Source organism: Pseudoalteromonas sp. TB41 (assembly GCF_000497975.1).
Classification (GTDB): Bacteria; Pseudomonadota; Gammaproteobacteria; order Enterobacterales; family Alteromonadaceae; genus Pseudoalteromonas; species Pseudoalteromonas tetraodonis.
This window is the reverse complement of sequence record NZ_AUTH01000085.1, coordinates 72,167-94,661: the sequence shown is the minus strand read 5'-3', so window position 1 is coordinate 94,661 and position 22,495 is coordinate 72,167. Positions and strand designations below refer to the sequence as shown.

The window sequence follows — 22,495 nt, the reverse complement described above, 5'->3', positions numbered from 1 at the left end:
GACATTTCGATTGAATTCCACTCAAAAAACATACTAGATGTCTCTTAAGGGCGGGCAATTGTATCAGCATTGAGGGGGGAGTGGTAGGTTATTTTTTAATTAATTTAATAGGGATGCTAAATTAAAACGAGGTTTTCTATGCTATTTATCTAATTTACAGGTGGTTATAAAACAAACAAGGCATCTTGTTGATGCCTTGTTTTATATCAGTAATTAAAATTAGCCAAACAAACCTTTTAATTTGTCTTTAATTTTATCTTTAGCTTTGTCTTTTGCATCATCAAGCTTTTGCTTAGCTTCATCTTTTAAAGCATTGCTTACATCAAGCTTTATATTCACGTCATGAAACGGGCCTTTTATGCGCAAAGGAACTTTAAAGCCAGTACTGTCATCGGTTGTACCTTGACCTTCAATAGAGTCAACGACGCCTGTTACTAGTCGATAGTTAACAAGCGTTTGCGGTAAATCAACGTCTCCTTCACCTGAAATGCGTATTAAAGGGCTGATCAACGATAAATCATTATTTTTGCCTACGCCATTGGTAAAGTTAAAACTACCAGAAAGTGCAGAGAAATCTGTTTTCTCAGATTCCTCAAATCCTGTATCTAATCCCTCAGACACGGCATTAAAGTTGCCTTTAACTAGCTCTTTCCCCTTACGCACCATTTCTGCTACGTTTGCTCCCTTAACTGCACCATCAGCGAACTTGAATCCTAGTTTACCATTAAGCGCGTTAATAAACGTTTTTTGGCTTTGCCCTGCTGTGGTTAGATTCCAGTTTAAAGAGCCCTTGCCCATTAGCTTATCAAAGCCTGCAGCATCGCTAAGTAATGGCTGTGCGTCTATTTTATCTAAATCGAAGTTGGTTGCTATTTTATAAGGGGTATTTTGAGCATTGATAGTCACCACCCCTTTACCTGTTCCTTCATAAGCCGCAAAGCTGTCTAAACTTAATTTAGCAACGCTATTTTTTAGTGCCACAGTAAACTGGTTTGCGCCGAGTTTAATATCGTTCGCTTTTAAGCCACTTGAACGGACAATCACATTTGCATCTAATGCATTCAAGCCACTTAAATCAATTTTAGTATCATCCCACACTATTGGCTCTGCAGGCTTAGACTCGTCTTTTGCAGGGGCTTCTTTTTTAGCTACGGTTTCTGGTAAGTAAGGATTTAAATCAAGCATCCCTAGGTCAATATCAGCATTAACCGCTAAACGACGGCCTAGATTCACCTTACTTTTACCTTTAATCTCGAGTGCATCGAGCGTTGCAACTAATTCAGTTAGGTTAAACTCCTCACTGAGCAAGTGCATTTGGGCATTGATACTAAAGGCATTAAACGCATTGTCTTTAGCGTTTAAGTCAACCCCTTGCCAGTTAGCAATATTTTTAACTGAATCACCGTTAAGTGCTAATAATCCTTTAATATCTTGGCCTTGTTTGGCTATGCTGCCATCAAATGTTAAATCTACTAAACGTGAGTTAAGCGTTTGCTTTACATTAAATGTGGCACCTTCAATCGCTTTTGCTGGAGTATCAAGTTTTACATCAAGCTCAAATCGCTCTTGCATATAAGTAATAGCACCGGTTACTTCAAGCTGTTTGCGCAGTGAAGGCAGTAATATAGCCAGTTCTAAATCGCTAATTTGTTGTTTAGCACCCGTTTGACCATCTAAATATGTAAACGACCCGCCATAAATAGCGACTTCACCTAATTGAATATCAAAGTTTTCAGGTAGTTTGACTGCCTCACCCGATTGAGCTTGCTGCTCAGGTTGCTTGGCCACTGCATCAAATAACTGCCAGTTTGCTTTGCCGCTTTTATCGGTTTCTAGCAAAATATCAGGCTCATTAATTACAAACTTTTCTAGCTTTAGTTCGCCACCGAGTAATGAAAGCCAAGGAATATGAACGGCAAGTTGCTGCATACTTGCCATATCAGCGCGAGAGCCACTGGACATATTGGCAAAATGCACATCATTAAGCTCCAGCTTTAATGCAGGAAATACACTGAGGGTTTTATCGCCCTTTATCGTTAATGTTCGCCCGGTTGTTTTTTCTACCTGCTCAGACACTTTATTAAAAATGGTATCAGTAGGAATTAAAAATGGTGCAGCAACAATTAACGCTATGCATAGCAATAATATGACACCAATAACTTTAAATAAGGTTTTCATGATCATCCTTTCAAACGTGCAAATAATGTTCTTATCATAGCGGGAGTTAGCGCCAAAAGCATTGTTAAATAAATAAAAAATGTATTAACTATAGCTCTTCTCTTTCTAAATCAGGTTTTGAAGGCTCACTTTAATAAACTTAAAGATTCATGCTCCTGATTACATTGATGCAATTGTTCGGTATGATGCGCGCCCCTGTTGTATTTAGCCTAAATAAGCTAAAATAAAGCGACTAAAAAGTATATCTAACCGGAGAGTCTACAAGGCATGAAGAAACTGCTAATTTCACCGTCAAAAATGGCATTAGGCGAGCAAGAAAGTCAAATTTATCAAAATATTCTGAAGCAATCTTCAGAGCTAAGCCTAAACCTGATGGCTGTGAAAGTGGAAAACCATCCAGAAGACTTTTTAGGTTGGTGTTATGAGCTATTAAGTGCAAGCCGCGACCGTATTAATTACGACTTACTCGAAACCCAACAATTACCACTATTAAAAAAGCTGCATGACCAACTTATTTCAGCCATTAGCTTTTTACAGTTAAAAACATTACGGGTAGCACCTTGGCCAGTAGTGAGTATGTTTGTAGATCAACATAAAGAACTGGTGGCACTTGATGAGCAGCTACGTTTAACTACTTATATTGCAGGCCTACGTGAAAAGCCGTTAAAAGAGATGATCCCTGAAGACTTACTCGCTTTTAGCGGTAAGCACATGGCATCACTCGATCCGAGTACTTATAACTTTGATGTAGAATGGTTTGCCTCTACCAAAAGCGCCAAAGGTTTTCACCAGATGCTGGCTGATTTGCCAGGCGCATTCGACGATGCACTCAGCAACATTCCACTTGAGGGTGATGTAGCGCTAGGTAATTACCAACAATTTGTAATTGCTTATTTGAGTGCATTTAATGGTAGTGATGAAAAACCAACTCTGGCGCCTGCCACCCGTTTATTAGCAATGCGTCGCCCTGATGTGTTTACTCCAATTAGTAACAGTCGCTTAGACGCACTTTGCTCCGCACTTGGTATCACCAAATTAAATAACCGTGACTTTGAGCGTTACTGGCAAGATGTAGTACAAAGCATTCACGCTATGTCATGGTTTAAAATGGCCAATGCAGGTAATGAACTAGAAACTCAGTTAGTGGATATAAAAGCGCTAATACCTTGCTTTTTTTATTATGCAGATACGAATACTGCAGATAACTCTAACTACATTAAGCTACTTAATAAACCTACACGTAGTACTTCGAGCAGCAGTAAAGCGCCACGCCGAGGAAAAGAATCGGCTGAAATATTAGTAGACCGCGCACTTGCTGCTGATGATATCCCAGAGCATATTCGTGCTAAGCGTGATTCTATTATTAACGAAGTACAAAAAGGCCGTGGTGTAAACGAAACAATTACACTTATGCGTACCATTTTTGGATAAGACGTATATCAAACGCAATTAGCTTTAACAGACCCTAATATAGGTAGCCTGGTAGCGCTCTAATGGTGCAGCCAGGCTTTTTTTTGCACCAGCAGTGTGTTCTTTCCTTACATACTTTTCACAAAGCGTCTTTGCGCATAATTTCAACACTTTGTTTTATAATATAAAATTTATTTTTTATTAAATAAATGGAAGCTGGCACATACAGTGCAATTCCCCCTGCAGTAACCTAATAATACGCCGCCATTCAAAAGGTTGTAGTCGTTTATAATAAAAACCTTGGCGTGCAAAATCATACAATGGGAAATGAAACATGCTAAAACTACAAAAAACAATACTCATCAGTGCATTGGCATTAACAGGAATGGCATCAACAACGGCCTTTGCCGAAGTAACAGCCAATGCAGCAGCTACTTCTAACTACTTATGGCGCGGACAAGAGCAAACTGGGGGCGATGCAGCTGTATCTGGTGGTATTGATTACGCTAATGAATCTGGCTTTTATGCGGGTACCTGGGCGTCAAATGCGTCTTGGGCCGATGAAATGACCTACGAACTAGATTTATACGCAGGTTTTGGCGGCGCTATTAATGAAAACGTAAGTTATGACGTAGGTTATATTTATTACGCTTACCCAGATGCGGCATCAGGTGCAGATGCTGATTTTTCAGAAGTTTACGGTAGCATTAGTGTGCAAGGTTTTACATTTGGTGCAGCCGTACTTGCAACATCTGCTGCCAGTGGTGATGGTACTGATTTTGGTGATTCACTGTATTTAAACGCCGATTACAGCTTCGCTGTTGGTAGCAATGGCACTGAAATGGCGCTACACATAGGGCATTACTCAGGCGATTTCATCGGTGATGACAATATTATTGATTATGGTGTATCAGTGTCTAAAGATGGTTTTACCTTTGGCCTATCTGATAACGACATGGACGGCTCAGATGTTAAGGCTTATGTAGCCTACGCTGTCGACTTTAGCTTATAAAAAGAATGTGTTACTTGCTGCAACACTAAGGGGCCGTAAGGCCCTTTTATCGTTTTAAATAACTTAACTAGATCTAATCACGCCACACCTTGTTAACAAACCGTTACAATTAATAAATCAACTTACCTCGCTTTTACCTTAGTATATGACTGATAACTATATAGTTCACTATTGAGAAAATCATAAAGGAATAATCATGAAGTCATCTAACGCGCTATCTGCTTGTATCGACATTTTTATCAGCCCAAGCAAGGCTTTTAATGGGCTAAAAGAAGCTAAAGGCTGGTCTTGGCTTGCTTTTGCACTTCTCGCTCTAACCCTTGCAGCCTCTGCTTATACATTTTATACCACTGCAGACTCACAATTTATTTTAGACCAGCAGGTTGCTGCAGCGAGTGTGGATGCCACAATCGGCGAGAAAAAAATGATCCGTCAAAGTATGGAGCAAAGCCTCGATAACCAAGTGTGGTTTGCAATTGGCGGGGGTATTTTCGGCCTTCTTTTTATAAATGCACTCCTATCTGGGTATTACATGTTGATATCTAAGCAAGACCCTGATGCTAATTATAGCTATGGTGCGTGGTATGGTTTTGGTGTTTGGAGCATGATGCCCATGGTTATTTCAAGTTTAGGTGTTGTTGCGCTAGTTCTTACAGCCAGTAACAATGAATTACCTATTAGTTTATTCAATTACGCGTCTATAAATCAGTTATTTCTGGGATTAGAGCTTGGAGATAGCTTCTATAATATGATGGAGAGTTTAAGTATTTTTAGTCTTTGGAGCATAGCTTTGGTTGCTATTGGGTTAAAGTGTTGGACTAATTTCAGCTTTAATAAAGCACTTCTTTTTGCTGCGCTACCGACCATTATCATTTACAGCATCTGGACAATTATTATTGTTGCTTAAAGGAATGTAGGCAAACTTTTCTGCCTACTCATAAATACGGAAATAAAAATGAAAAAAGCGATTATCATTACCCTTGCAATTGCAGCTTTTATTGCTCTTGTTGTATCAAAGCAAATTACTGGTGATGAAAAAGCACCAGAGGTAAATGTTGCACAGGTTGAGCAAGGTAGTATTGCAGACTCCATTATGGCCTCTGGCAATTTAGTCTTTAATACTCAAGTGCAGTTACGTTCAGAGGTAACCGGACGAGTCGACAAGGTGTTTGTTGAAGAAGGGCAAAGTGTAAAACAAGGCGACATTTTAATGCGCTTAGATACCACTGCTTTTGAGTCAGAAGTAACACGTAATAAAGCGGTATTGCGAGCTAGCGAAATAGAAATAAAACATAGTAAAACACGCCTTTTGAATATTGAACGTCAGCTTAAACGTCAAAAAGAGCTTTATGACGTAGGCCTAGCAGGGCAAGAAGTATACGAGAACTTACAAAATGCACGCGACCTTGCCAAAATAGATATTGAAGCCAGAGTAGAGTCTTATAATCAAGCCAAAGCCTCTCTTTCAATCGCTGAAGATAGACTTAGCAAAAGTGTATTTCGTGCTCCAATGAGTGGTTTGCTCGCCTCAGTAAATATTAAAGAAGGCGAAACCGTTATTGCCGGCACCACTAATATTATTGGCTCAGATTTAATGCTGGTTGCCGACCCAAGCGCTATTTTAGCTGAGCTCAGAGTTGATGAAACTGATATTGCTGGCATTAAATTGGACCAGCATGCAGATATTTATGCTGCTGCGTACCCCAATCAACCCTTCACTGGCAAGGTCATTAACATTGGAACCTCAGCAAAAAACCAAGCAGGTTCACAAGGTTTATCATTTCGAGTGAAAGTGTTACTTGATAATACCGATAGGCAACTATATGCAGGTATGAGCTGCCGTGCAGAAATCGCAACAAGCCTTGCTGTGAATGGCTTAAAGCTCCCTATCGAAGCCGTACAAAAAGAAGATGACAAAACGTTTGTATGGCGTTTAAACGACGATAACACTGTAAGCAAAGCCTATGTAGAAGTGGGTATTTCTTCAGATATAGAGCAAGCAATTACCCAAGGTTTAAATAAAGGGGAGCGAATTGTTATTGGCCCTGCACGTCCTATCAGTAAACTAAAAGAAAATGATACGGTAAAAGTTAAGCAAACAACTGCCAAGGATGCGCAATAATGTCGGCGGTAATCAAGCTTGAGCATATTAACAAGCAATACAAAATGGGTGAGCAAATATTTAAGGCCCTAGATGATGTAAACGTGGTCATTAATGAAAACGAGTATGTCGCTATAATCGGTCCTTCAGGTTCAGGTAAGTCAACTTTAATGAACTTATTGGGTTGCTTAGATACTCCAACTACTGGGGATTACTTTTTAAAAGATAAACTTGTAAAAAGTATGACAGAAACCGAGCTCGCTCATCAGCGTAACGAAAGTGTTGGCTTTATTTTTCAGAGCTTTAACTTACTTCCGCGTGCGTCGGCACTTGAAAATGTGATGCAGCCTTTGGTTTATCGTTTTATACCAGCTAAACAGCGCAAACAAAAAGCCCTTGATGCATTAAAACGAGTTGGCCTTGGCGATAAAGTAGATCATTTATCTAGCCAATTGTCAGGTGGGCAACGCCAACGTGTTGCGATTGCCCGTGCTCTTGTAACCAAGCCTCACATTTTGCTTGGCGATGAACCAACTGGCAACTTAGACAGTAAAACCACCACCGAAATTATGGCGCTATTTGATGAGCTACATAATGAAGGCCACACTATTATTTTAGTTACCCATGAACAAGAAATTGCAGATCATTGCCAGCGAGTTATTCGCTTAGTTGATGGCAAGGTAGTGAGCGATGTGCGTAAAGGTGAAGGAGACAAACAGCATGTTTAAATCTGCTATTGCAATTATGGAAGGAACAAAAGCAGCACTAATGGCCATTAAAGCCAATGCCATGCGAAGCGCACTCACTTGTTTAGGGATTATAATTGGGGTTGCCGCGGTTATTACAGTGGTAGCCGTTATGCAAGGCTTTACTAAGCAAATTAACGATCAACTCGCAGATATGGCACCTGATGTAACCACAATTAAACCCTTTACCAGCATTGAACAAGAAATGGTGGGCAAAAATGCTAAACTCACTTACAACGATTTTTTAGTCTTAAAAGCCCGAGTAAAAGAGGCTGAAACACTCACTGCACTGATGTTTACCTGGCGTTTTTCTGGTGGCGCTGAATATGGAAATAAAAGCCACTCATCACGAGTAATGGGTACAGAGCAAGATTACCAAAAAGCGTATAGAACCTTTCCAGAACTTGGGCGCTTTATTCGCGCAGAGGATGATGAAAAGCGCCGTCGAGTCGCTTTTATTGGTCCATCCATTATTGAAAAGCTAAACCTGCCAAAAAACCCTGTAGGCGAATATATTAAACTTGGCGGCGAGTGGTTTAGAATTATTGGCGTGGCTGAAAAACAAGGTAGTTTATTGGGGTTCGATCAAGACGATTATATTAATATTCCCATCAGTACCATGAGCGCATTAGAGGGTCCAAGTAGCAGCAGCAATGTACAAATTATGTTTAGACTCAAAGAAGACAGTGATGAAGAATTGGTACTTGCTAAAATCACTCGCATTTTACGCCAATTACATAAACTAAAAGACAATCAAGAAAACGACTTTGAATTTGAAACAGCTGAAAAAGCACGCGCTAACGTTGATAAATTTACAGGTAGCGCTACAGCAATTACCGCAGGGATTGTTGGTATCAGTCTTGTTGTTGGCGGTATTGGCGTAATGAATATTATGTTGGTATCAGTAACTGAGCGTACCCGTGTTATCGGCACACTAAAAGCACTCGGTGCAACACCAGGGTTTATTATGTTGCAGTTTTTAGTTGAAGCTGTGGTGCTGTCATTATTTGGAGGCTTAATTGGCTTAGTCATTGGCTATGGTGCTGCCGAGCTCATTTCGCTCTCTGTACCAAGCATGCCCGACGCTTATATACCAGGCTGGGCTATTATGCTGTCGTTTGGTTTTACCTCTTTAATCGGTATTGTATTTGGTTTAGCTCCCGCAATAAAAGCAGCTAGGCTTAATCCCATTGATGCCTTACGTTATGAATAAACACTCAAAATAGCGACCTGTTTGCTTAAAATAGTATCCTAAAATAGCTGACTTTTACTGTTTTAGGATACCTAATAGGCTCTTATCTATTGGCTAAGCCTTGTAATATGATATAAATATTTTATGCGTAGCGCGGGTTTTATAAACCTTAGCAGATAAAGCCTTTGCTGCTATTTTAAACCACACACTCTAAAAATAAGAAGCGAACAGCCATGCAAAATCATAAAAGCCAACTATTAGCCGATTTTATAGAATACCCTCAAGAGGAAATGCTGACGCGTGCGAATGAGTTTTTACAAACGAGTCAACGCCGTCATAGTATTCGTAGCTTTAGTAACCGCCCAGTGCCAAAAGAAATCATCGAAACCTGTATAAAAGCGGCAGGTACAGCGCCTAGTGGCGCAAACCACCAGCCTTGGCATTTTGTAGCCATTAATAGTGCAGATGTTAAAAAACAAATACGAGAGGCCGCTGAAAAGCTAGAGCGCTCATTTTATGAAGGTCGCGCAGGCGAAGAATGGCTTGATGCACTAAAACCCTTAGGCACCGATGCTAACAAACCCTATTTAGAGCACGCGCCATGGTTAATCGCGGTGTTTAGTCAAAAAAAGGGGGGTGTAAATACGGACGATAAAAACACGAATTACTATGTGCATGAATCGGTAGGCCTTGCCACTGGCTTTTTAATTCAAGCCTTGCACCGCGCAGGCCTTGCAACACTTACCCACACACCAAAACCGATGAGTTTTCTAACCGATATTTGTGGGCGTGATAAAGACAACGAACGCCCTTATATGTTACTTATTACTGGTTACCCAGATGAGCATGCAACAGTGCCGCTGCACGCCCTAGATAAAAAGTCGATTGATGAAATTGCGAGTTTTATTTAATCGCTTTGACTTGGCATGTAATCAACAGCAAGTACATCACCTTCTTTTAGGCCTGCTATTACGTGTTGCTGGTTATTTATAATACTGCCTAAACGCACGAAACGTTTAACCAGCGTTTCGTTTTCAAGTATATACACCATATTGAGCTGGCCAAATTCATGCACCCAACGTGGATCAATTAATACACCTTGGGTACTTTTTATTGGTAACTGTAGTTGAGCATAAAGGCCTGGCATTAAACCAAGTTGCGCATCGGCTTCTAAACGAATAAGCAAGCTGCGCGCCGCGTTATCTGCCACTGGTACAATTTCGCTCACCGTTGCGGGTGTTGTTATATCTAGAGAAGGTAATACCACATTTAAACTGTCCCCTACTCTTAATTTTACTGCTTGTTGTTCACGTACATTAAATTCAAGCTGTAACTGTAATGGGTTATACAAAGTAATCAGCGGTTTACCGGGTGTTGCAGTATCGCCAGGTTCAGTTAGGCGCTCAACGACCACGCCCGAAATAGGGGCAGTAATACGCGTATAATTAAGCGATACCTGAGCTTGCGTTTGCTGTTGCTTAGCAACCGCTAAATTAGCGGTTAAGTTTTCAAACTTTGCTTTGGCATCATCTAATTCACTAACAGATACTAATCCTTGCGCATTTAAATCAATCATTCTGGCTAGTTGCTTTTTAGCTTGCGTTAACGACGCTTGCACCGCATTAATATTTGCGCCGCTTTGCGCTAACGCCGCTTTAAAATCATCTTGCTTGAGCATAATAAGTAAATCGCCCTTAGCGACTTTATCGCCAGCACGTACTTTTAACTGCTCAACCTGCGCCATAACATGCGATGAAATTTGCGTATTTTGTTTTGCTATTACACTACCTGGTACCTGCTCAGTGCCTGCAATACTTTGCAGCGTTACCGTTACTCGCTCACCTTGATAGTTCGTTATTTGTGATTCTTTTAAGCCTGCAGTTTGCTTGTCAGAAAAGCTGCCCGCCATATAAAGCACAGCCATAATAATGACAAATAACGCGGCCAATGTGCCTATAAATTTTGATTTACCCTGCATGCGCTTTATCCTCTGTGCTTGCAAACACTAAATAATAAACAAGCGGTACTACAAATAATGAAAATAATGTAGACGCCACAATGCCAAAAATAATCGCAATCGCGAGCCCGCTAAATACCGGATCGAGTGTGATCACTAAGTTACCTAATAAAGTGGTACCTGCGGTTAGGAGCACAGGGCGCATTCGCACCGTACCCGCTGCAACAAGCGCCTCTTTAATAGCCATGCCTTGGCCGCGAGCTTGATTAATAAACTCAACCAAAATAAGTGAGTTACGCACCACGATACCTGCAAGGGCAATCATGCCTATCATCGCTGTGGCAGTAAATAATACCGGCTCTGGGGCACCTGCTATAGAGCGCTCACCAAACTGATTTAACAGCCAAAAACCTGGCATTATGCCTATCACTGTTAACGGAATAGCCGACATGATAATCAGCGATAAACTCGCCGACTGTGTTTGTACCCGTAAAATTATAAATATGGCACTGAGCGCAAACGCAAAGGCAATGCCCATATCTCTAAATACATCAATGGTTATGCGCCATTCCCCCTCGCCGCTAAAGCTGACATGGGTTCCTTGTGGTAATTGCCATGGAGCAGTTCCGCCATTATTAAAAAAGTGACGACCTACCCACGATGTTTTAACAAACTCATCGCTTGATGCATTTAAATCAGCATTCACATCAGCAATCACTTCCGCTGGTGTACGCCCATTAAGCTCAGCCATAACATAAATCACGTCGCGCTGATCTTTACGAACAATCGTTTTAGCAACATGATGTTGTGTAAATTCACCGAGTTCTGAAAGTGATACTAACGGCCTTGGCGCACTGCTTAAACCAAACTCGTTGCTAGTTTTAGCTAAATCTCTGTCGCCCCTAACCTGAAGTGCAAGTAATTGCGATAGTTGATTTCGCTCGCTATAAGGTAGCTGTAATTTAATATCAACGGGCTCTGTTTCATTGCTCACATAAAGTACACCCACGTTTTCACCTTGAGAGGCAATACTGAGTGTTTGTGCAATATTTTGAGTTGAAACCGCACTGAGTGCGGCCTTGGTTTTATTGGTAACAAAGCGCTGTAATGGCGAGGGTGCCACCATTGAGGTATCGACTTCAACTACATGAGGCTCTTGTTGTAAACGCGCAGCTAACTGCAAGGCAGCGTGAGAATGTGTTTGCTCATCAACAAAAGCATCTCGGTAAACCTCAGCAACTAAGGTACTCAGTACCGGCGGCCCTGGTGGTACTTCAACCACTTTTATTACAATGCCATCGGTTGCTAGCGTCGCGAGCTGTTCGCGAAGGCGCATAACTACTCCATGCGATTGATGATCGCGCTCAGACTTATCCACTAACAATACCCTCAGCTCGGCGAGATTCGCTGCCTCACGGCGATAATAACCGCGCACCATACCGTTAAAGTCCATACTTGAAGGTTGACCAACATAGGCCGCTATTTCACTTACTTCGTTTATTTGCCATGTGAGTGTTTGGATTTGTTTAGTAAATGCAGCTGTGCGCTCCAGATTAGTCCCCTCTGGCATATCTATCAGCACTTGCAGCTCATTTTTATTATCAAAAGGGAGTAGTTTTAAAGGCACCAAACGCATCACGGGTAACATGGCGCTAATAATAAATAATGCTAGGGTTAGCCACAAAACAAGTTTAGCTCGCCCCTTAGAAGCCAATAATGGGCTTAATATTCTTTGATATGCACCAACTTTAGGAGCAAGCTCGGAGGGTTGTTCGTTATCAGGCTTGAGTAACTTCATCGCAAGCCAAGGGGTTACAAAAAATGCAACAATGGTAGAAACCATCACGCTAACCGGCACATTAAATGCCATAGGTGCCATGTACGGCCCCATCATTCCGGTGATAAACGCCAGTGGAATAAACGCCACCATTATAGTGAGTGTCGACATAAGCAAGGCATTTCGAATTTCGCTCATTGCACCAACAATCTGCTGTTTTTTATCGCCTTTTTTATTCAAAAAGCGGCTAATATTATCAATACCTGTGATTGGGTCATCTACCAGTAAACCCAAAGATAAAATAAGCGCAAATAAGGTCACCCGGTTAATGGTGTAACCAAATGCAAAATCTAATGATAGTGTAATGCCATAACAAATAGGAACCGCCAGCCCAACCACCACGGCAGGACGCCAACCTAAAAACACCCCCACAAATATCACCACAGTAAAGACCGCAAAGACTAAACTTGAAGTAAGGTTATTTACTTTTTCATCGGCAGTTTGGCCATAATCTCTTAATACCGCATAGCTCACTTCAGGGGGTAATAGCGTGCGTGTTAGCTGCGCCATCATTTGATGAACATCGTTGGCGACGGCAACAGCGTTCGTGCCGGTTTGTTTTGCAACGCTTAGTGTTACCATTGGCAAATGCTGCTGGTTTGCCGATTGAGCAAGCCATTGGAAATGCTTAGCTTCACTTGGGCCATCAATAACGTTTGCAACATCAAGCAAGTAAACACTTTTGCCATTAACAACATTCACTACCAGCTGTTCTACAGCAGATTGACTTCGTAGAACATCACCTGCTTGCAATTCAATTTGCTGCTGACCATCAACCACACTGCCTACTTGCGTTAGTTGATTAGACACGCTTAATGCATAAAAAACGTCATTTACGGTTGTTTGGTGGGCAGCCAATGCGCTGGCATTTAAATTAATGGTGAGGGTTCGTTTACGACCAGCAATGACTTTTACTTCACTGGTGTGTTCAATACGCTGTAAACTGTTGGCTATTTCGTTAGCAAAGCGGGTTAACTCGTAATCACCATAAAGTTGCGGGTCTTTACTGTATAGCCCCAGCATAACAATAGGTACATCATCCACTTCAACGGGCCGTATTTGCCAACTTTTGATAACAGAAGCCATGGTATGTTGATAACTGTTAAGTTTTGCATAGGTATCTAAAATAGCTTGTTCGCGGTCATGGCCTACCTCAAAGCGAAGTGTAACCACTGCGGCATTCGTTTGTGTAGTGGAATAAATATGTTCCACACCGCCAAGTTGGGCAAGTAGCTTTTCAAGTGGCTGGGTAACCAATCTGGCTACCTCTGGAGCTTCTACGTTGGGCGCCGATACGTATATATCGAGCATAGGCACCACTATTTGTGGTTCTTCTTCTCGCGCTGTTTGTTGTAAAGCAAATAAGCCAAACAAAATCGACAACACAAAAATAATAACCGGAATACGGCCACTTAAGCTGCTTTTTACTGCGTTATCAATCATGCTCATAACTTTTAGCCCTTGCAAAACAGTCCATATAATGTGCCTAACAAATGCACGGCATTTTGATCAATCACGCGGTAATAGATAGTTTGGCTTTCGCGGCGAGTAGCCACTACATTGGCTTTGCGCAGTGCCGCTAGGTGCTGTGATAACGCAGACTGCGCTAGCGGTACGGCTTCGTTAAGCTGCGACACACTCATTTCGGTATCTTGTAATGAGCATAAAATCATTAGTCGATTTTTATTCGCTAATATTTTTAATAGCTGCTCAGCTTGATCCACATTAGTCGCCATCGCTGTAAAGTCAATTTTCATACTATGCTCTTATTCTAAAATATGCACTTAGTATAAATTGCTAGATAAGAAATGTCTAATATTAGAATTTACTAATTTAACAATATCTAATATAGTAGCTCTGTACTCAATCAAATAAGTGACCTACTATTATGAAACTCAATAACGCACTTCGTCTTATCGCTGGCATCATGATTGTTGTATCAATCCTTTTGCAAACGTATCACGATCCGAAGTGGATATACTTTACCGCTTTTATCGCTGTAAACTTAATCCAATCAGCTTTTACTAGCTGGTGCCCAATGATCACTCTATTACGCAAACTTGGCTTTAAGGAATAATCACCATGCTTACATCTATCCCCGATTTACTAAAAATTATTACGCCTAATCAACGTCGTATCGACGCCGAACAAGCTAAACAAGAGATCAGTGAAAACAAAGGATTACTCATTGATGTGCGTGAACCGGCTGAACATGCAACCAAAGCCGCTACCGGCGCAATTAATATTCCGCGTGGCTTACTTGAAATGAAGTTAATGGAAATAGAAAAAGACGCAGCACGCCCTATTTACTTACATTGCGCTAGTGGTGCGCGTGCAACATTAAGCGCTGAAGCACTGACACGCGTAGGTTATGAAAACGTCACAGTTATTACCTGTAAAGCAGAAGCTGTTTGTCAGGCATTTTAAAGGCCAAAAATTAAATCACTCGGCGATCAACCGATCGCCGAGCTTAAATAACATAATCCAAATTTAAAGGAACACTATGTTCAATTAAAATCAAAGATTGAAATTAATAAACTTCAACGCTAGTGTATAAAAAAGGAACACCCGTCTAAGGAAGACTTTATGAAAAAAGTTGCCGCTTTATTACTATTTTTACTCGGTATTGCTCACTCTGTAAATGCTGATGACAGCATTACCTTAATGGTATGTGAAGATTGTAATTATGATAGAGCCTCTGAACTAGCAAAAAGCAATGTACCATTAGCTCAATGCCACACTACACCCTCTGATCAAAAAGCTGCTATTGCTGATCAAACATGTGATTCAAATCCGCATAAAGTTATTATGATGGATGTCTCTGGTAACAACCACTTTGCATTTTTTGTGGGAAGTCATAGTAAAAATGAGTCAGATAAATATATAGAAGCTACGATATTAAATAAAAATGATCTTATTGCTATATCTAAACAAAAAGCAATTGATGAGCATTTCTCAACATTTAAACACACACTTCAAACTGAACTAAGCCTAATGCCACTTTATCAAATAAGTCAGTCTTCTCATCTAGATAAACAAAACAACTGCCCTTCCCATGTAAATAATGCAGTAAAGACTGTATTTGAAGAATATACATCATCTCGAATTCAAAACTGGGTAAATCATAAAGTTGAAAATAATATTAAAAATCCTGATAGCTTTTTTACATCAAAACCGATCATAGTTGGTGAGACCTTGTATCAGAGTCCGTGGAGTGAGGTGAGTAAGAATTTAAATTTAGAAGTTAATCTTAACAATGGAAGCGACGGGCAATACCGTGTTATTTTTTTAGCGAAGTGGATAAAAGAGTTAGGTGCGTTCAGTTTATCGGTAAACCCTTATTTAACTTATTTAGACGGTATTGCATTAAATCACTATAAAATATCAGCGCCATCAGTCTCCCAATGCTTAAAAAATGCTTTAGATAGAAATCTGTCATCATCAATGTCCTCGTATATTTCGAGCACTAATAATGGAGATACTTAGGGTTAGCATGTTGTAGGCGTCATCGGATGGCGCCTACAAATAAACAAGCCAAAAGCAATCCTTACTTAACCATATTCCCTTTAGCTCCCTATATGACCTAATCATTTTTCTCTTCCAGAAGTGTAACTAGCATTTGCTCGATATTTTTTACGCTATAGGTAAGCGAGCGGATGAGCTCTACTTGGCTTTGTGGTTCATCGTTATTAGATTGGGCTGGCTGATCTGAAGTGAGGTTATCTTTTTGAGTTAAAATGGCTTCACGAAATTCACTGGCATTAACTACCCCAAGTAACGATACTAATGCACCGTGACCAGACTGCCCTGCAGTTTCAAAGCTTAAGCGGTATAAACCAAATAGTCGCATTAATGGCCCCTGACTTAATCCCACATCAGTGATTTTTTCAAGCGGAATCGATTTTTCTTCTTTAAACAAAATACCACGTTTAACCACTAGCTTGCGCTCTAGTAAATCGGCCGACATAGCTGCTAATACTCGCCCTGCGACTAGCCACACCAAAAGCAATACAACGGGTAAAAACACAATAGTTACAACTGGAAAAAGGCTAAATATTGCAGCTAAGCACATCCAGTACTGTTTGACTTTGTTATCAAAAGTGGCACTTTTTAAAATTATATTAGACATCGTTTTATCACTTTTAAATTATAGTTTTTTTAAGTTACATTAATTACCAACTGTACGCAATTCAATCACTTTGATAGTTAAAATCCAATTACCACTTTGATCGCAAGCGCAATAAATACCATACCTAATAGTCTATCTAACCACACATTTTGCTTGGTAAAGCCAAAGCGCTTTTTAGACACATCAGTGAGTAAAGCCACCAATAAATACCACCCAGTATCTATTACAAAAACGGTTAAGCACATAATAATACCGATGTTTAATGTAAGGTTTTCTGGATCGATAAACTGCGAAAATAGCGCCAAAAAGAAAATTGCCAACTTAGGGTTTAAAAATGCAATCGCAAAACCATCTTGTAACGCCTTAGAACTGCTCACTGCACTTTTTTGAACTTGCAGCTCGCTGTCGTTAGGTTTTGAAAATAGTATTTTCAAACCTAAATACACTAAATAGGCTGCCCCTAAGTACACTAAAAATTGATACACAGTAGGAAACTGCAACATTAATGCGTCTAATCCCAATAATGAGGCCGCTGCATATAAACCAACCCCAAAACCATGGCTTAACGCTGCCAGCATGCCATTTTTCATCCCGCCATTTAAGCTATGCTTTAATACCACAGCTAAACTAGGCCCTGGCGACATTGCGCCCATCATGCATACCAGTGCTAAGCTAAACCATAATGATAATGCCATTAGTAACCCTTATATTTCTTCATTTTCAATAAGTAATGCATAACCATGCACTTGCCCATAAAAGCCTGTCAATGGCACTGCGTTTATTACTTTCCAGCCGTCTTGGTTTAATTCCTGTATGCGATCATTTAGTGCGACTATATCTACCCCACCCAAAAAACGGGCCTTTCTGAATTCGATTACTTTTTGCATTTTAATCCTTGTTGAACTTATAACATGTATTCAAAATCGTAATGGTGAATCCCTTGCTCAATCCGTATTTTCATACTGCCTGTTAATCCTGCGAGCTCATCAGTGCCTGAGTCGGGTACCACTTTTAAAATCAAGCTATCTTGGCCTTTATCCATGGTGCCAAAATGCTGCAGTACAAAACCACCTTGCAAACCATCAAGTTCGCCTATTACTTGTTCAATAGCCACATAACCGGCACTGCCTTGGGTGGGGGTCATGGCGCTGAGCATTTCACCTTGGCTAGTTGCGGTTAGGCCACCAGTAAATTGTTTATCAATCGACATACGACCTAAATTAACGCCTTGCTGCCCGTGTGCATACCCCTCTATAGGCGCTAATGAAACGGTAAACTCGCCTGTTACCTGTTTAGTTGTCATAATTTTTCCTTATTGATGATTTTTAATACTATTGATTTTTAATCTATTGATGCCATATCTATACCTTAATCATCAATAAGAATCTACTATGCCTACAGACAAGCCTGCTTCAGATAAAGCCGCCTTTAGCGCTTTATTCCCTATATTCAATTTTATTAAGCCTTATAAATGGGTAGTTTTAGGGGCTTTAGTGGCGTTACTTGCCACCGCAGGAGTTAACTTATCGCTAGGGCAAGGCGTTAAATTTGTGATTGATCATGGCTTTATTGCCGGCTCGCAAGCGCAATTACAACAAGCTGTGTTGGTATTAATTGGTTTGATCAGTTTATTGGCAGTGGGTACATTCAGCCGATTTTATTTAATGTCGTGGATTGGCGAACGAGTCAGTAACGACATTCGAAAAGCCGTGTTTAATCGTATTGTTACCTTGCACCCGAGTTACTTTGAAGAAAATCGTAGCGGCGAGCTGATGTCGCGTTTAACCACCGACACCACATTATTACAATCTATTATTGGCTCGTCATTTTCTATGGCACTGCGAAGCTCGCTAATGTTAGTCGGTGGTTTAATTATGCTGCTTGTTACTAATTTAAAGCTTACCTTGGTCGTTGTGGCCTGCGTCCCTTTAGTACTGGTGCCTATGATAGTGTTTGGTAAAAAGGTGCGCAAACTCGCCAGTTCTAGCCAAGATGCTATTGCCGATATAAGCACCTACGCGGGTGAGATCATTCAAAACATAAAAGTGGTACAAAGTTATAGCCACGAACAACAAGAACAATCTGCTTTTGCGCTTGAAACCGAAAAGGCCTTTAATGTGGCTAAAAGCCGAATTAAACAACGTTCGTTTTTAATTGCAGCTGTTATTTTTCTTACCTTTAGTGCTATTAGTGCCATGCTCTGGGTAGGCGGTAGTGATGTGTTAGCAGGCACTATGACGGGCGGTGAACTCGGTGCTTTTGTGTTTTATGCCATTATGGTGGCCATGTCGGTAGCGACCGTTGCAGAAGTTTACGGTGAACTACAACGCGCAGCAGGAGCAGCAGCAAGGTTACTCGAGCTACTTGCGGTTGAAAGTAAAATACAAAACCCCGAAATTCCACAAGATGATGAGTTACATGCAACAACCAGCAACAGTGCAATTTCACTTGAAGGTATTAGTTTTAATTACCCTTCTCGCCCAGATGTAAGCGCATTAAATAATATCAGCTTAAATATTGAAACAGGTAAAACTGTGGCTATTGTTGGCCCTTCCGGTGCGGGTAAAACTACCTTATTTGAACTATTGCAGCGCTTTTACGATCCAGCCAGCGGAGCGATTAAGTTTCATAATATAGATATTAAAGAGTTGTCGTTAAACACCTTACGCAACAAAATGGGCATGGTGGCACAAAACCCAATTTTATTTAGCTCTGATGTCATGCATAACATTCGCTATGGCAACCCAAGCGCCAGTGACGAGCAAGTTTATGCGGCCGCCAAACATGCACATGCTGATGAATTTATAAAACAGTTACCACAAGGCTATAACAGCTTTTTAGGTGAGCAAGGTGTTAGGCTTTCGGGTGGGCAAAAGCAGCGTATTGTACTTGCCCGCGCCATTTTAAAAGATCCCGAAATACTGCTACTCGATGAAGCTACCAGCGCACTTGATGCGCAAAGTGAGCATCATGTTCAGGCCGCACTTGAGCACTTAATGCAAAATAGAACAACGCTGATTATTGCCCATAGACTAGCCACGGTAAAACACGCCGATATGATTGTGGTAATGGAAAATGGCGAAATAAAAGCCACAGGCACTCATCAGCAATTAATGGCAAGTAACCCTTTGTATCAAAAGCTATGTGAATTACAGTTTAATCTAGATTGATTGCAATTTAGTAGTTACTTTTTATGAAGCCATTTATTCATTGCGGTATCGTAAGCCTTTGTTAGCTTGGTTTTATCGCACTTTACACCAACGATATAACTCTCTGGCAAGTCCTTTTTGGGCATAACCCCAGCACCAATAGATACCTTTTTAAAACAGCTATCACCTCGTCGGTAAGTGGTAAATTGCATATTTTGCTGCTCTATTTTTAATAGCGGCTTCACCTTCCCTGCATGCTCTTTTGGGACGGTAATGCGCTTTTTCTGAGGGTCATTCTTTGCAGTATCAGAATAGCCAGTTTGTTGCTTTAAAATACTGTTGAGTCCTTTGTTTAAATCGATCTTTTTGTAAGGCTTTAAAATTACAGGCTGAGTATTTTTCGTGATGGTATTTAGCGGCTTAGTCGTTTTCTCTGTTTTTTTATAATTAATATTTAGTGGTTTTGATTGGGTTGCATTAATAGGCTCAATAGATTTAATTTCTGTATTTTTATTTGTATGAGCGCGTTGTTGAGGGACTTGTTGTGTTGCTTTAATTTTAGCTGGCACACTTACCATATAAGCTTTAATGGGGATTGATTGCGGTGGTTTTATGTCAGGTGCTTTTAATGTAGCAGCAAAAAGCAAAACTAATCCGTGTAAACATATTGATAAAATAATTGCCGTGCGCCACGCTGCCATAAATATGTCCTTATCGAAGAACTATTTGTGACAGCTAACGCAGGCAAAAGTGCCATTAAAATATACAAAATCACGCATTTGCGCGGTTTTAGCTATTAACCTTGTGTATTAGGCACTATTTGAATTTCGACGCGGCGGTTTTGCGCGCGACCATTCGCGGTATCGTTAGTGGCAATTGGGCGTGATTCACCATAGCCACTCGTGCTTACTCGTGCCGCCATAATTTGCTGGTTCACTAAGTAGTTTTTTACACTTTGTGCACGCTGCTCTGAAAGAGTCATGTTGTAACTGTCTTTGCCCGTGCTGTCGGTGTGACCTTCAACACTTAAGTAGGTTTTTTCGTATTTATTCATTACACTTGCTATCGCATTTAGAGTGTCATGAAAGCCCGATGAAATATAAGATTGATCAGTCGCAAACGTAATATTAGAGGGCATCACTAAGCGTAAGTTATCGCCTTCACGAACCACTTCAACTCCCGAACCCGCTAACTCATCACGAAAAGCAGCTTCTTGTTTATCCATGTAATCACCTACAGCAGCACCCGCTAGCGCACCAATAGCTGCACCAATAAAAATACGCTTATCTTTATGATTACCTGTAGCTTTACCTAAAATACCACCCGCGGCTGCACCAATAGCGGCACCTTTACCTGTGTTATTCATTTCACAGCCAGAAAGTAATACAGCAACGACAGTGACACTTAAAAGTGATTTAGTTAACATCATGGTAATTTCCTATTCATTTAGAATTTATTATTGCGATTATGCAAATATATGTATGAACCAACAATGAAGAATAACGTATAAGCGTTGATATTGCCTATCAAATAAGGAAGTAGTGATAGCGTTTCATAATAATGTCATACTTGTTTGTGACAATTTTATGATTTATCAAAAGGCGATGGACACTATGTTAATTGCGATTTTTAGGCAGTTTTTTTTGCTTGGCTGCATGAGCTTTGGCGGCCCTGCCGCGCATTTAGGTTACTTTAAGCACCACTTTGTTGATTCGCTTCGCTGGTTAAGTACAGCGCGTTACGCGCAGCTAATTAGCTTAAGTCAAGCTCTGCCAGGCCCTGGTTCAAGTCAGGTTAGCTTTGCTATTGGCGTAGAACGTGCGGGTGTACTCGGTGGTATCGCTGCGTTTATAGGCTTTACCCTGCCTTCGTTTTTGATCATGGTGCTAATTGCAATAAGTGCACATCAGTTTGATGCTGTTTATTTTGCTATTATTGCAGGTTTGAAACTATTTGCCGTGGTTATTGTTGCTGATGCGACCCTTAGTATGGCGAAGAGCTTTTGCACCAGTGCGGTACTTAAACTTCTGGCAATAATGAGTACTTTAGCACTGATTTTATTTCCTATGTTGGGCACTCAAATCGCCATTTTAGTAACCGCTGCCATTATCGGTGCTTTATGGCCTTTACTTAACTTAGCTAAATCTACAGAAAATGTTAGCAGAGAAAAAACCAACATCAATTGGATTGCTCTTGGCTTATTTGCACTACTACTTGCCATCAGCTTTATCCCACTTGGCGAAAACGCTGCGTTATTCGCGCCTTTTTACCAAGCAGGTGCCATGGTATTTGGTGGTGGGCACGTTGTATTACCTGTTTTGCAAGCGGGAGTTCCAACGCTGAGTAATGATCAATTCTTAACAGCGTACGCCAGTGCCCAAGCCGTTCCTGGCCCAATGTTTACTATAGCCACCTACTTGGGGGCACAATTGAACTCTGCACAACCATTAGTGGGTGCGCTAATCGCAACATTATTGATATTTTCACCCGGTTTTTTACTGATGCTGGCGTTTCAAAAAAGCTGGATAAACTTGGCCAGTAATCCTCGCTTTGCCAGCTCAATTGCAGCGCTTAATGCTGCTGTAGTTGGCTTTTTGGCAGCTGCATTATATTCGCCCATTTGGACTTCTGCCGTAAGCAATATTTGGCAAATTGCATTAGTGATTGCTGCGTTTGCATGGTTACGTATTAAAAAGCCACCTATTTGGTGGCTATTGTTATTGTTTATTGGTGTTGGCCTTGGACAGCATTATTGGGCACTTTAATGCTGGGTTTACCTGCCAT

Annotated in this window: 23 protein-coding genes (1 of these 23 only partly in view); 12 read left to right on the top strand and 11 right to left on the bottom strand. The window is 40.8% G+C overall.

Annotation, left to right across the window (positions count from 1 at the left end; translation table 11 throughout):
• Nucleotides 1-219: 219 nt before the first annotated feature.
• The gene (locus L641_RS0113900; RefSeq protein WP_024602210.1) at nucleotides 220-2,178 is read right to left on the bottom strand and encodes an AsmA family protein; all 1,959 of its coding nucleotides are present in this window, start codon (nucleotides 2,176-2,178) and stop codon (nucleotides 220-222) included.
• A gap of 267 nt (nucleotides 2,179-2,445) precedes the next feature.
• Here L641_RS0113900 and L641_RS0113895 point away from each other — a divergent pair, with 267 nt between their 5' ends.
• The 7 genes from L641_RS0113895 to L641_RS0113865 all read left to right on the top strand — a co-directional run bounded on the left by L641_RS0113895 (nucleotide 2,446) and on the right by L641_RS0113865 (nucleotide 9,550).
• Nucleotides 2,446-3,609, top strand: coding sequence for a hypothetical protein (locus L641_RS0113895; RefSeq protein ID WP_024602209.1), 1,164 nt, complete (start codon nucleotides 2,446-2,448; stop codon nucleotides 3,607-3,609).
• 313 nt (nucleotides 3,610-3,922) lie between these two features.
• Complete coding sequence (locus tag L641_RS0113890) at nucleotides 3,923-4,600, top strand: TorF family putative porin (RefSeq protein ID WP_024602208.1); 678 nt, start codon at nucleotides 3,923-3,925, stop codon at nucleotides 4,598-4,600.
• Nucleotides 4,601-4,796: 196 nt separating this feature from the next.
• On the top strand, nucleotides 4,797-5,507 hold the full coding sequence (locus tag L641_RS0113885) for a YIP1 family protein (protein ID WP_013466079.1): 711 nt from the start codon (nucleotides 4,797-4,799) through the stop codon (nucleotides 5,505-5,507).
• Nucleotides 5,508-5,555: 48 nt separating this feature from the next.
• Nucleotides 5,556-6,722 carry an efflux RND transporter periplasmic adaptor subunit gene (locus tag L641_RS0113880; protein WP_024602207.1) on the top strand — a complete coding sequence of 389 codons (1,167 nt, stop codon included), beginning with the start codon at nucleotides 5,556-5,558 and terminating at the stop codon, nucleotides 6,720-6,722.
• The gene (locus tag L641_RS0113875; RefSeq protein WP_008467268.1) at nucleotides 6,722-7,429 is read left to right on the top strand and encodes an ABC transporter ATP-binding protein; all 708 of its coding nucleotides are present in this window, start codon (nucleotides 6,722-6,724) and stop codon (nucleotides 7,427-7,429) included. Before L641_RS0113880 ends, L641_RS0113875 begins: the two co-directional genes overlap by 1 nt.
• Nucleotides 7,422-8,660: an ABC transporter permease gene (locus L641_RS0113870; RefSeq protein WP_013466081.1), complete on the top strand. Its 1,239-nt coding sequence runs from the start codon at nucleotides 7,422-7,424 to the stop codon at nucleotides 8,658-8,660. The genes L641_RS0113875 and L641_RS0113870 overlap by 8 nt, the downstream gene beginning before the upstream one ends.
• Nucleotides 8,661-8,872: 212 nt before the next feature.
• The gene (locus tag L641_RS0113865) at nucleotides 8,873-9,550 is read left to right on the top strand and encodes a nitroreductase family protein (protein ID WP_024602206.1); all 678 of its coding nucleotides are present in this window, start codon (nucleotides 8,873-8,875) and stop codon (nucleotides 9,548-9,550) included.
• On the opposite strand, the gene L641_RS0113860 is transcribed toward L641_RS0113865, so the two are convergent.
• The 3 genes from L641_RS0113860 to L641_RS0113850 are packed head-to-tail and all read right to left on the bottom strand — an operon-like array spanning nucleotide 9,547 to nucleotide 14,190.
• On the bottom strand, nucleotides 9,547-10,617 hold the full coding sequence (locus L641_RS0113860) for an efflux RND transporter periplasmic adaptor subunit (RefSeq protein ID WP_024602205.1): 1,071 nt from the start codon (nucleotides 10,615-10,617) through the stop codon (nucleotides 9,547-9,549). The genes L641_RS0113865 and L641_RS0113860 overlap by 4 nt on opposite strands.
• Nucleotides 10,607-13,882: an efflux RND transporter permease subunit gene (locus L641_RS0113855; RefSeq protein ID WP_024602204.1), complete on the bottom strand. Its 3,276-nt coding sequence runs from the start codon at nucleotides 13,880-13,882 to the stop codon at nucleotides 10,607-10,609. Before L641_RS0113855 ends, L641_RS0113860 begins: the two co-directional genes overlap by 11 nt.
• A gap of 5 nt (nucleotides 13,883-13,887) precedes the next feature.
• Nucleotides 13,888-14,190, bottom strand: a complete 303-nt coding sequence (locus tag L641_RS0113850) for a metalloregulator ArsR/SmtB family transcription factor (RefSeq protein WP_008467273.1) — start codon at nucleotides 14,188-14,190, stop codon at nucleotides 13,888-13,890.
• Nucleotides 14,191-14,321: 131 nt separating this feature from the next.
• Here L641_RS0113850 and L641_RS22965 point away from each other — a divergent pair, with 131 nt between their 5' ends.
• From L641_RS22965 to L641_RS0113840, 3 genes are all read left to right on the top strand, one after another.
• Nucleotides 14,322-14,510 (top strand): DUF2892 domain-containing protein, encoded by a 189-nt coding sequence (locus L641_RS22965; RefSeq protein ID WP_008467276.1) that lies wholly within the window; start codon nucleotides 14,322-14,324, stop codon nucleotides 14,508-14,510.
• A gap of 5 nt (nucleotides 14,511-14,515) precedes the next feature.
• Nucleotides 14,516-14,860: a rhodanese-like domain-containing protein gene (locus L641_RS0113845; RefSeq protein ID WP_008467278.1), complete on the top strand. Its 345-nt coding sequence runs from the start codon at nucleotides 14,516-14,518 to the stop codon at nucleotides 14,858-14,860.
• A 159-nt stretch (nucleotides 14,861-15,019) separates the two neighbouring features.
• Nucleotides 15,020-15,919, top strand: a complete 900-nt coding sequence (locus L641_RS0113840; RefSeq protein WP_024602203.1) for a hypothetical protein — start codon at nucleotides 15,020-15,022, stop codon at nucleotides 15,917-15,919.
• 97 nt (nucleotides 15,920-16,016) lie between these two features.
• Here L641_RS0113840 and L641_RS0113835 read toward each other — a convergent pair whose 3' ends face one another.
• The 4 genes from L641_RS0113835 to L641_RS0113820 form a co-directional block, all read right to left on the bottom strand.
• The gene (locus tag L641_RS0113835) at nucleotides 16,017-16,562 is read right to left on the bottom strand and encodes a PH domain-containing protein (RefSeq protein ID WP_024602202.1); all 546 of its coding nucleotides are present in this window, start codon (nucleotides 16,560-16,562) and stop codon (nucleotides 16,017-16,019) included.
• 77 nt (nucleotides 16,563-16,639) lie between these two features.
• Nucleotides 16,640-17,257 carry a LysE family translocator gene (locus L641_RS0113830; RefSeq protein WP_024602201.1) on the bottom strand — a complete coding sequence of 206 codons (618 nt, stop codon included), beginning with the start codon at nucleotides 17,255-17,257 and terminating at the stop codon, nucleotides 16,640-16,642.
• Nucleotides 17,258-17,266: 9 nt separating this feature from the next.
• Complete coding sequence (locus tag L641_RS0113825) at nucleotides 17,267-17,449, bottom strand: hypothetical protein (RefSeq protein WP_008109493.1); 183 nt, start codon at nucleotides 17,447-17,449, stop codon at nucleotides 17,267-17,269.
• Between the two features lie 17 nt (nucleotides 17,450-17,466).
• Nucleotides 17,467-17,865: a DUF3224 domain-containing protein gene (locus tag L641_RS0113820; protein ID WP_013466088.1), complete on the bottom strand. Its 399-nt coding sequence runs from the start codon at nucleotides 17,863-17,865 to the stop codon at nucleotides 17,467-17,469.
• 88 nt (nucleotides 17,866-17,953) lie between these two features.
• Between L641_RS0113820 and L641_RS0113815 the strand changes: the two genes are divergently transcribed.
• Nucleotides 17,954-19,732, top strand: a complete 1,779-nt coding sequence (locus tag L641_RS0113815) for an ABC transporter transmembrane domain-containing protein (protein WP_024602200.1) — start codon at nucleotides 17,954-17,956, stop codon at nucleotides 19,730-19,732.
• A 14-nt stretch (nucleotides 19,733-19,746) separates the two neighbouring features.
• Here the strand turns inward: L641_RS0113815 and L641_RS0113810 are convergent, their stop codons facing one another.
• Together L641_RS0113810 and L641_RS0113805 are read right to left on the bottom strand one after the other, a co-directional pair.
• The gene (locus tag L641_RS0113810; RefSeq protein WP_024602199.1) at nucleotides 19,747-20,412 is read right to left on the bottom strand and encodes a hypothetical protein; all 666 of its coding nucleotides are present in this window, start codon (nucleotides 20,410-20,412) and stop codon (nucleotides 19,747-19,749) included.
• A 95-nt stretch (nucleotides 20,413-20,507) separates the two neighbouring features.
• Nucleotides 20,508-21,140, bottom strand: coding sequence for an OmpA family protein (locus L641_RS0113805; RefSeq protein WP_016899327.1), 633 nt, complete (start codon nucleotides 21,138-21,140; stop codon nucleotides 20,508-20,510).
• A gap of 184 nt (nucleotides 21,141-21,324) precedes the next feature.
• Between L641_RS0113805 and chrA the strand changes: the two genes are divergently transcribed.
• Nucleotides 21,325-22,476, top strand: a complete 1,152-nt coding sequence (gene chrA / locus L641_RS0113800) for a chromate efflux transporter (protein WP_024602198.1) — start codon at nucleotides 21,325-21,327, stop codon at nucleotides 22,474-22,476.
• Here chrA and L641_RS0113795 read toward each other — a convergent pair.
• On the bottom strand, nucleotides 22,436-22,495 hold the 3' portion of the coding sequence (locus L641_RS0113795) for a mechanosensitive ion channel family protein (RefSeq protein ID WP_024602197.1). Its footprint extends 1,206 nt past the window's final position; only the last 60 of its 1,266 coding nucleotides appear in the window; its start codon lies beyond the right edge, outside the window; its stop codon occupies nucleotides 22,436-22,438. The genes chrA and L641_RS0113795 overlap by 41 nt on opposite strands.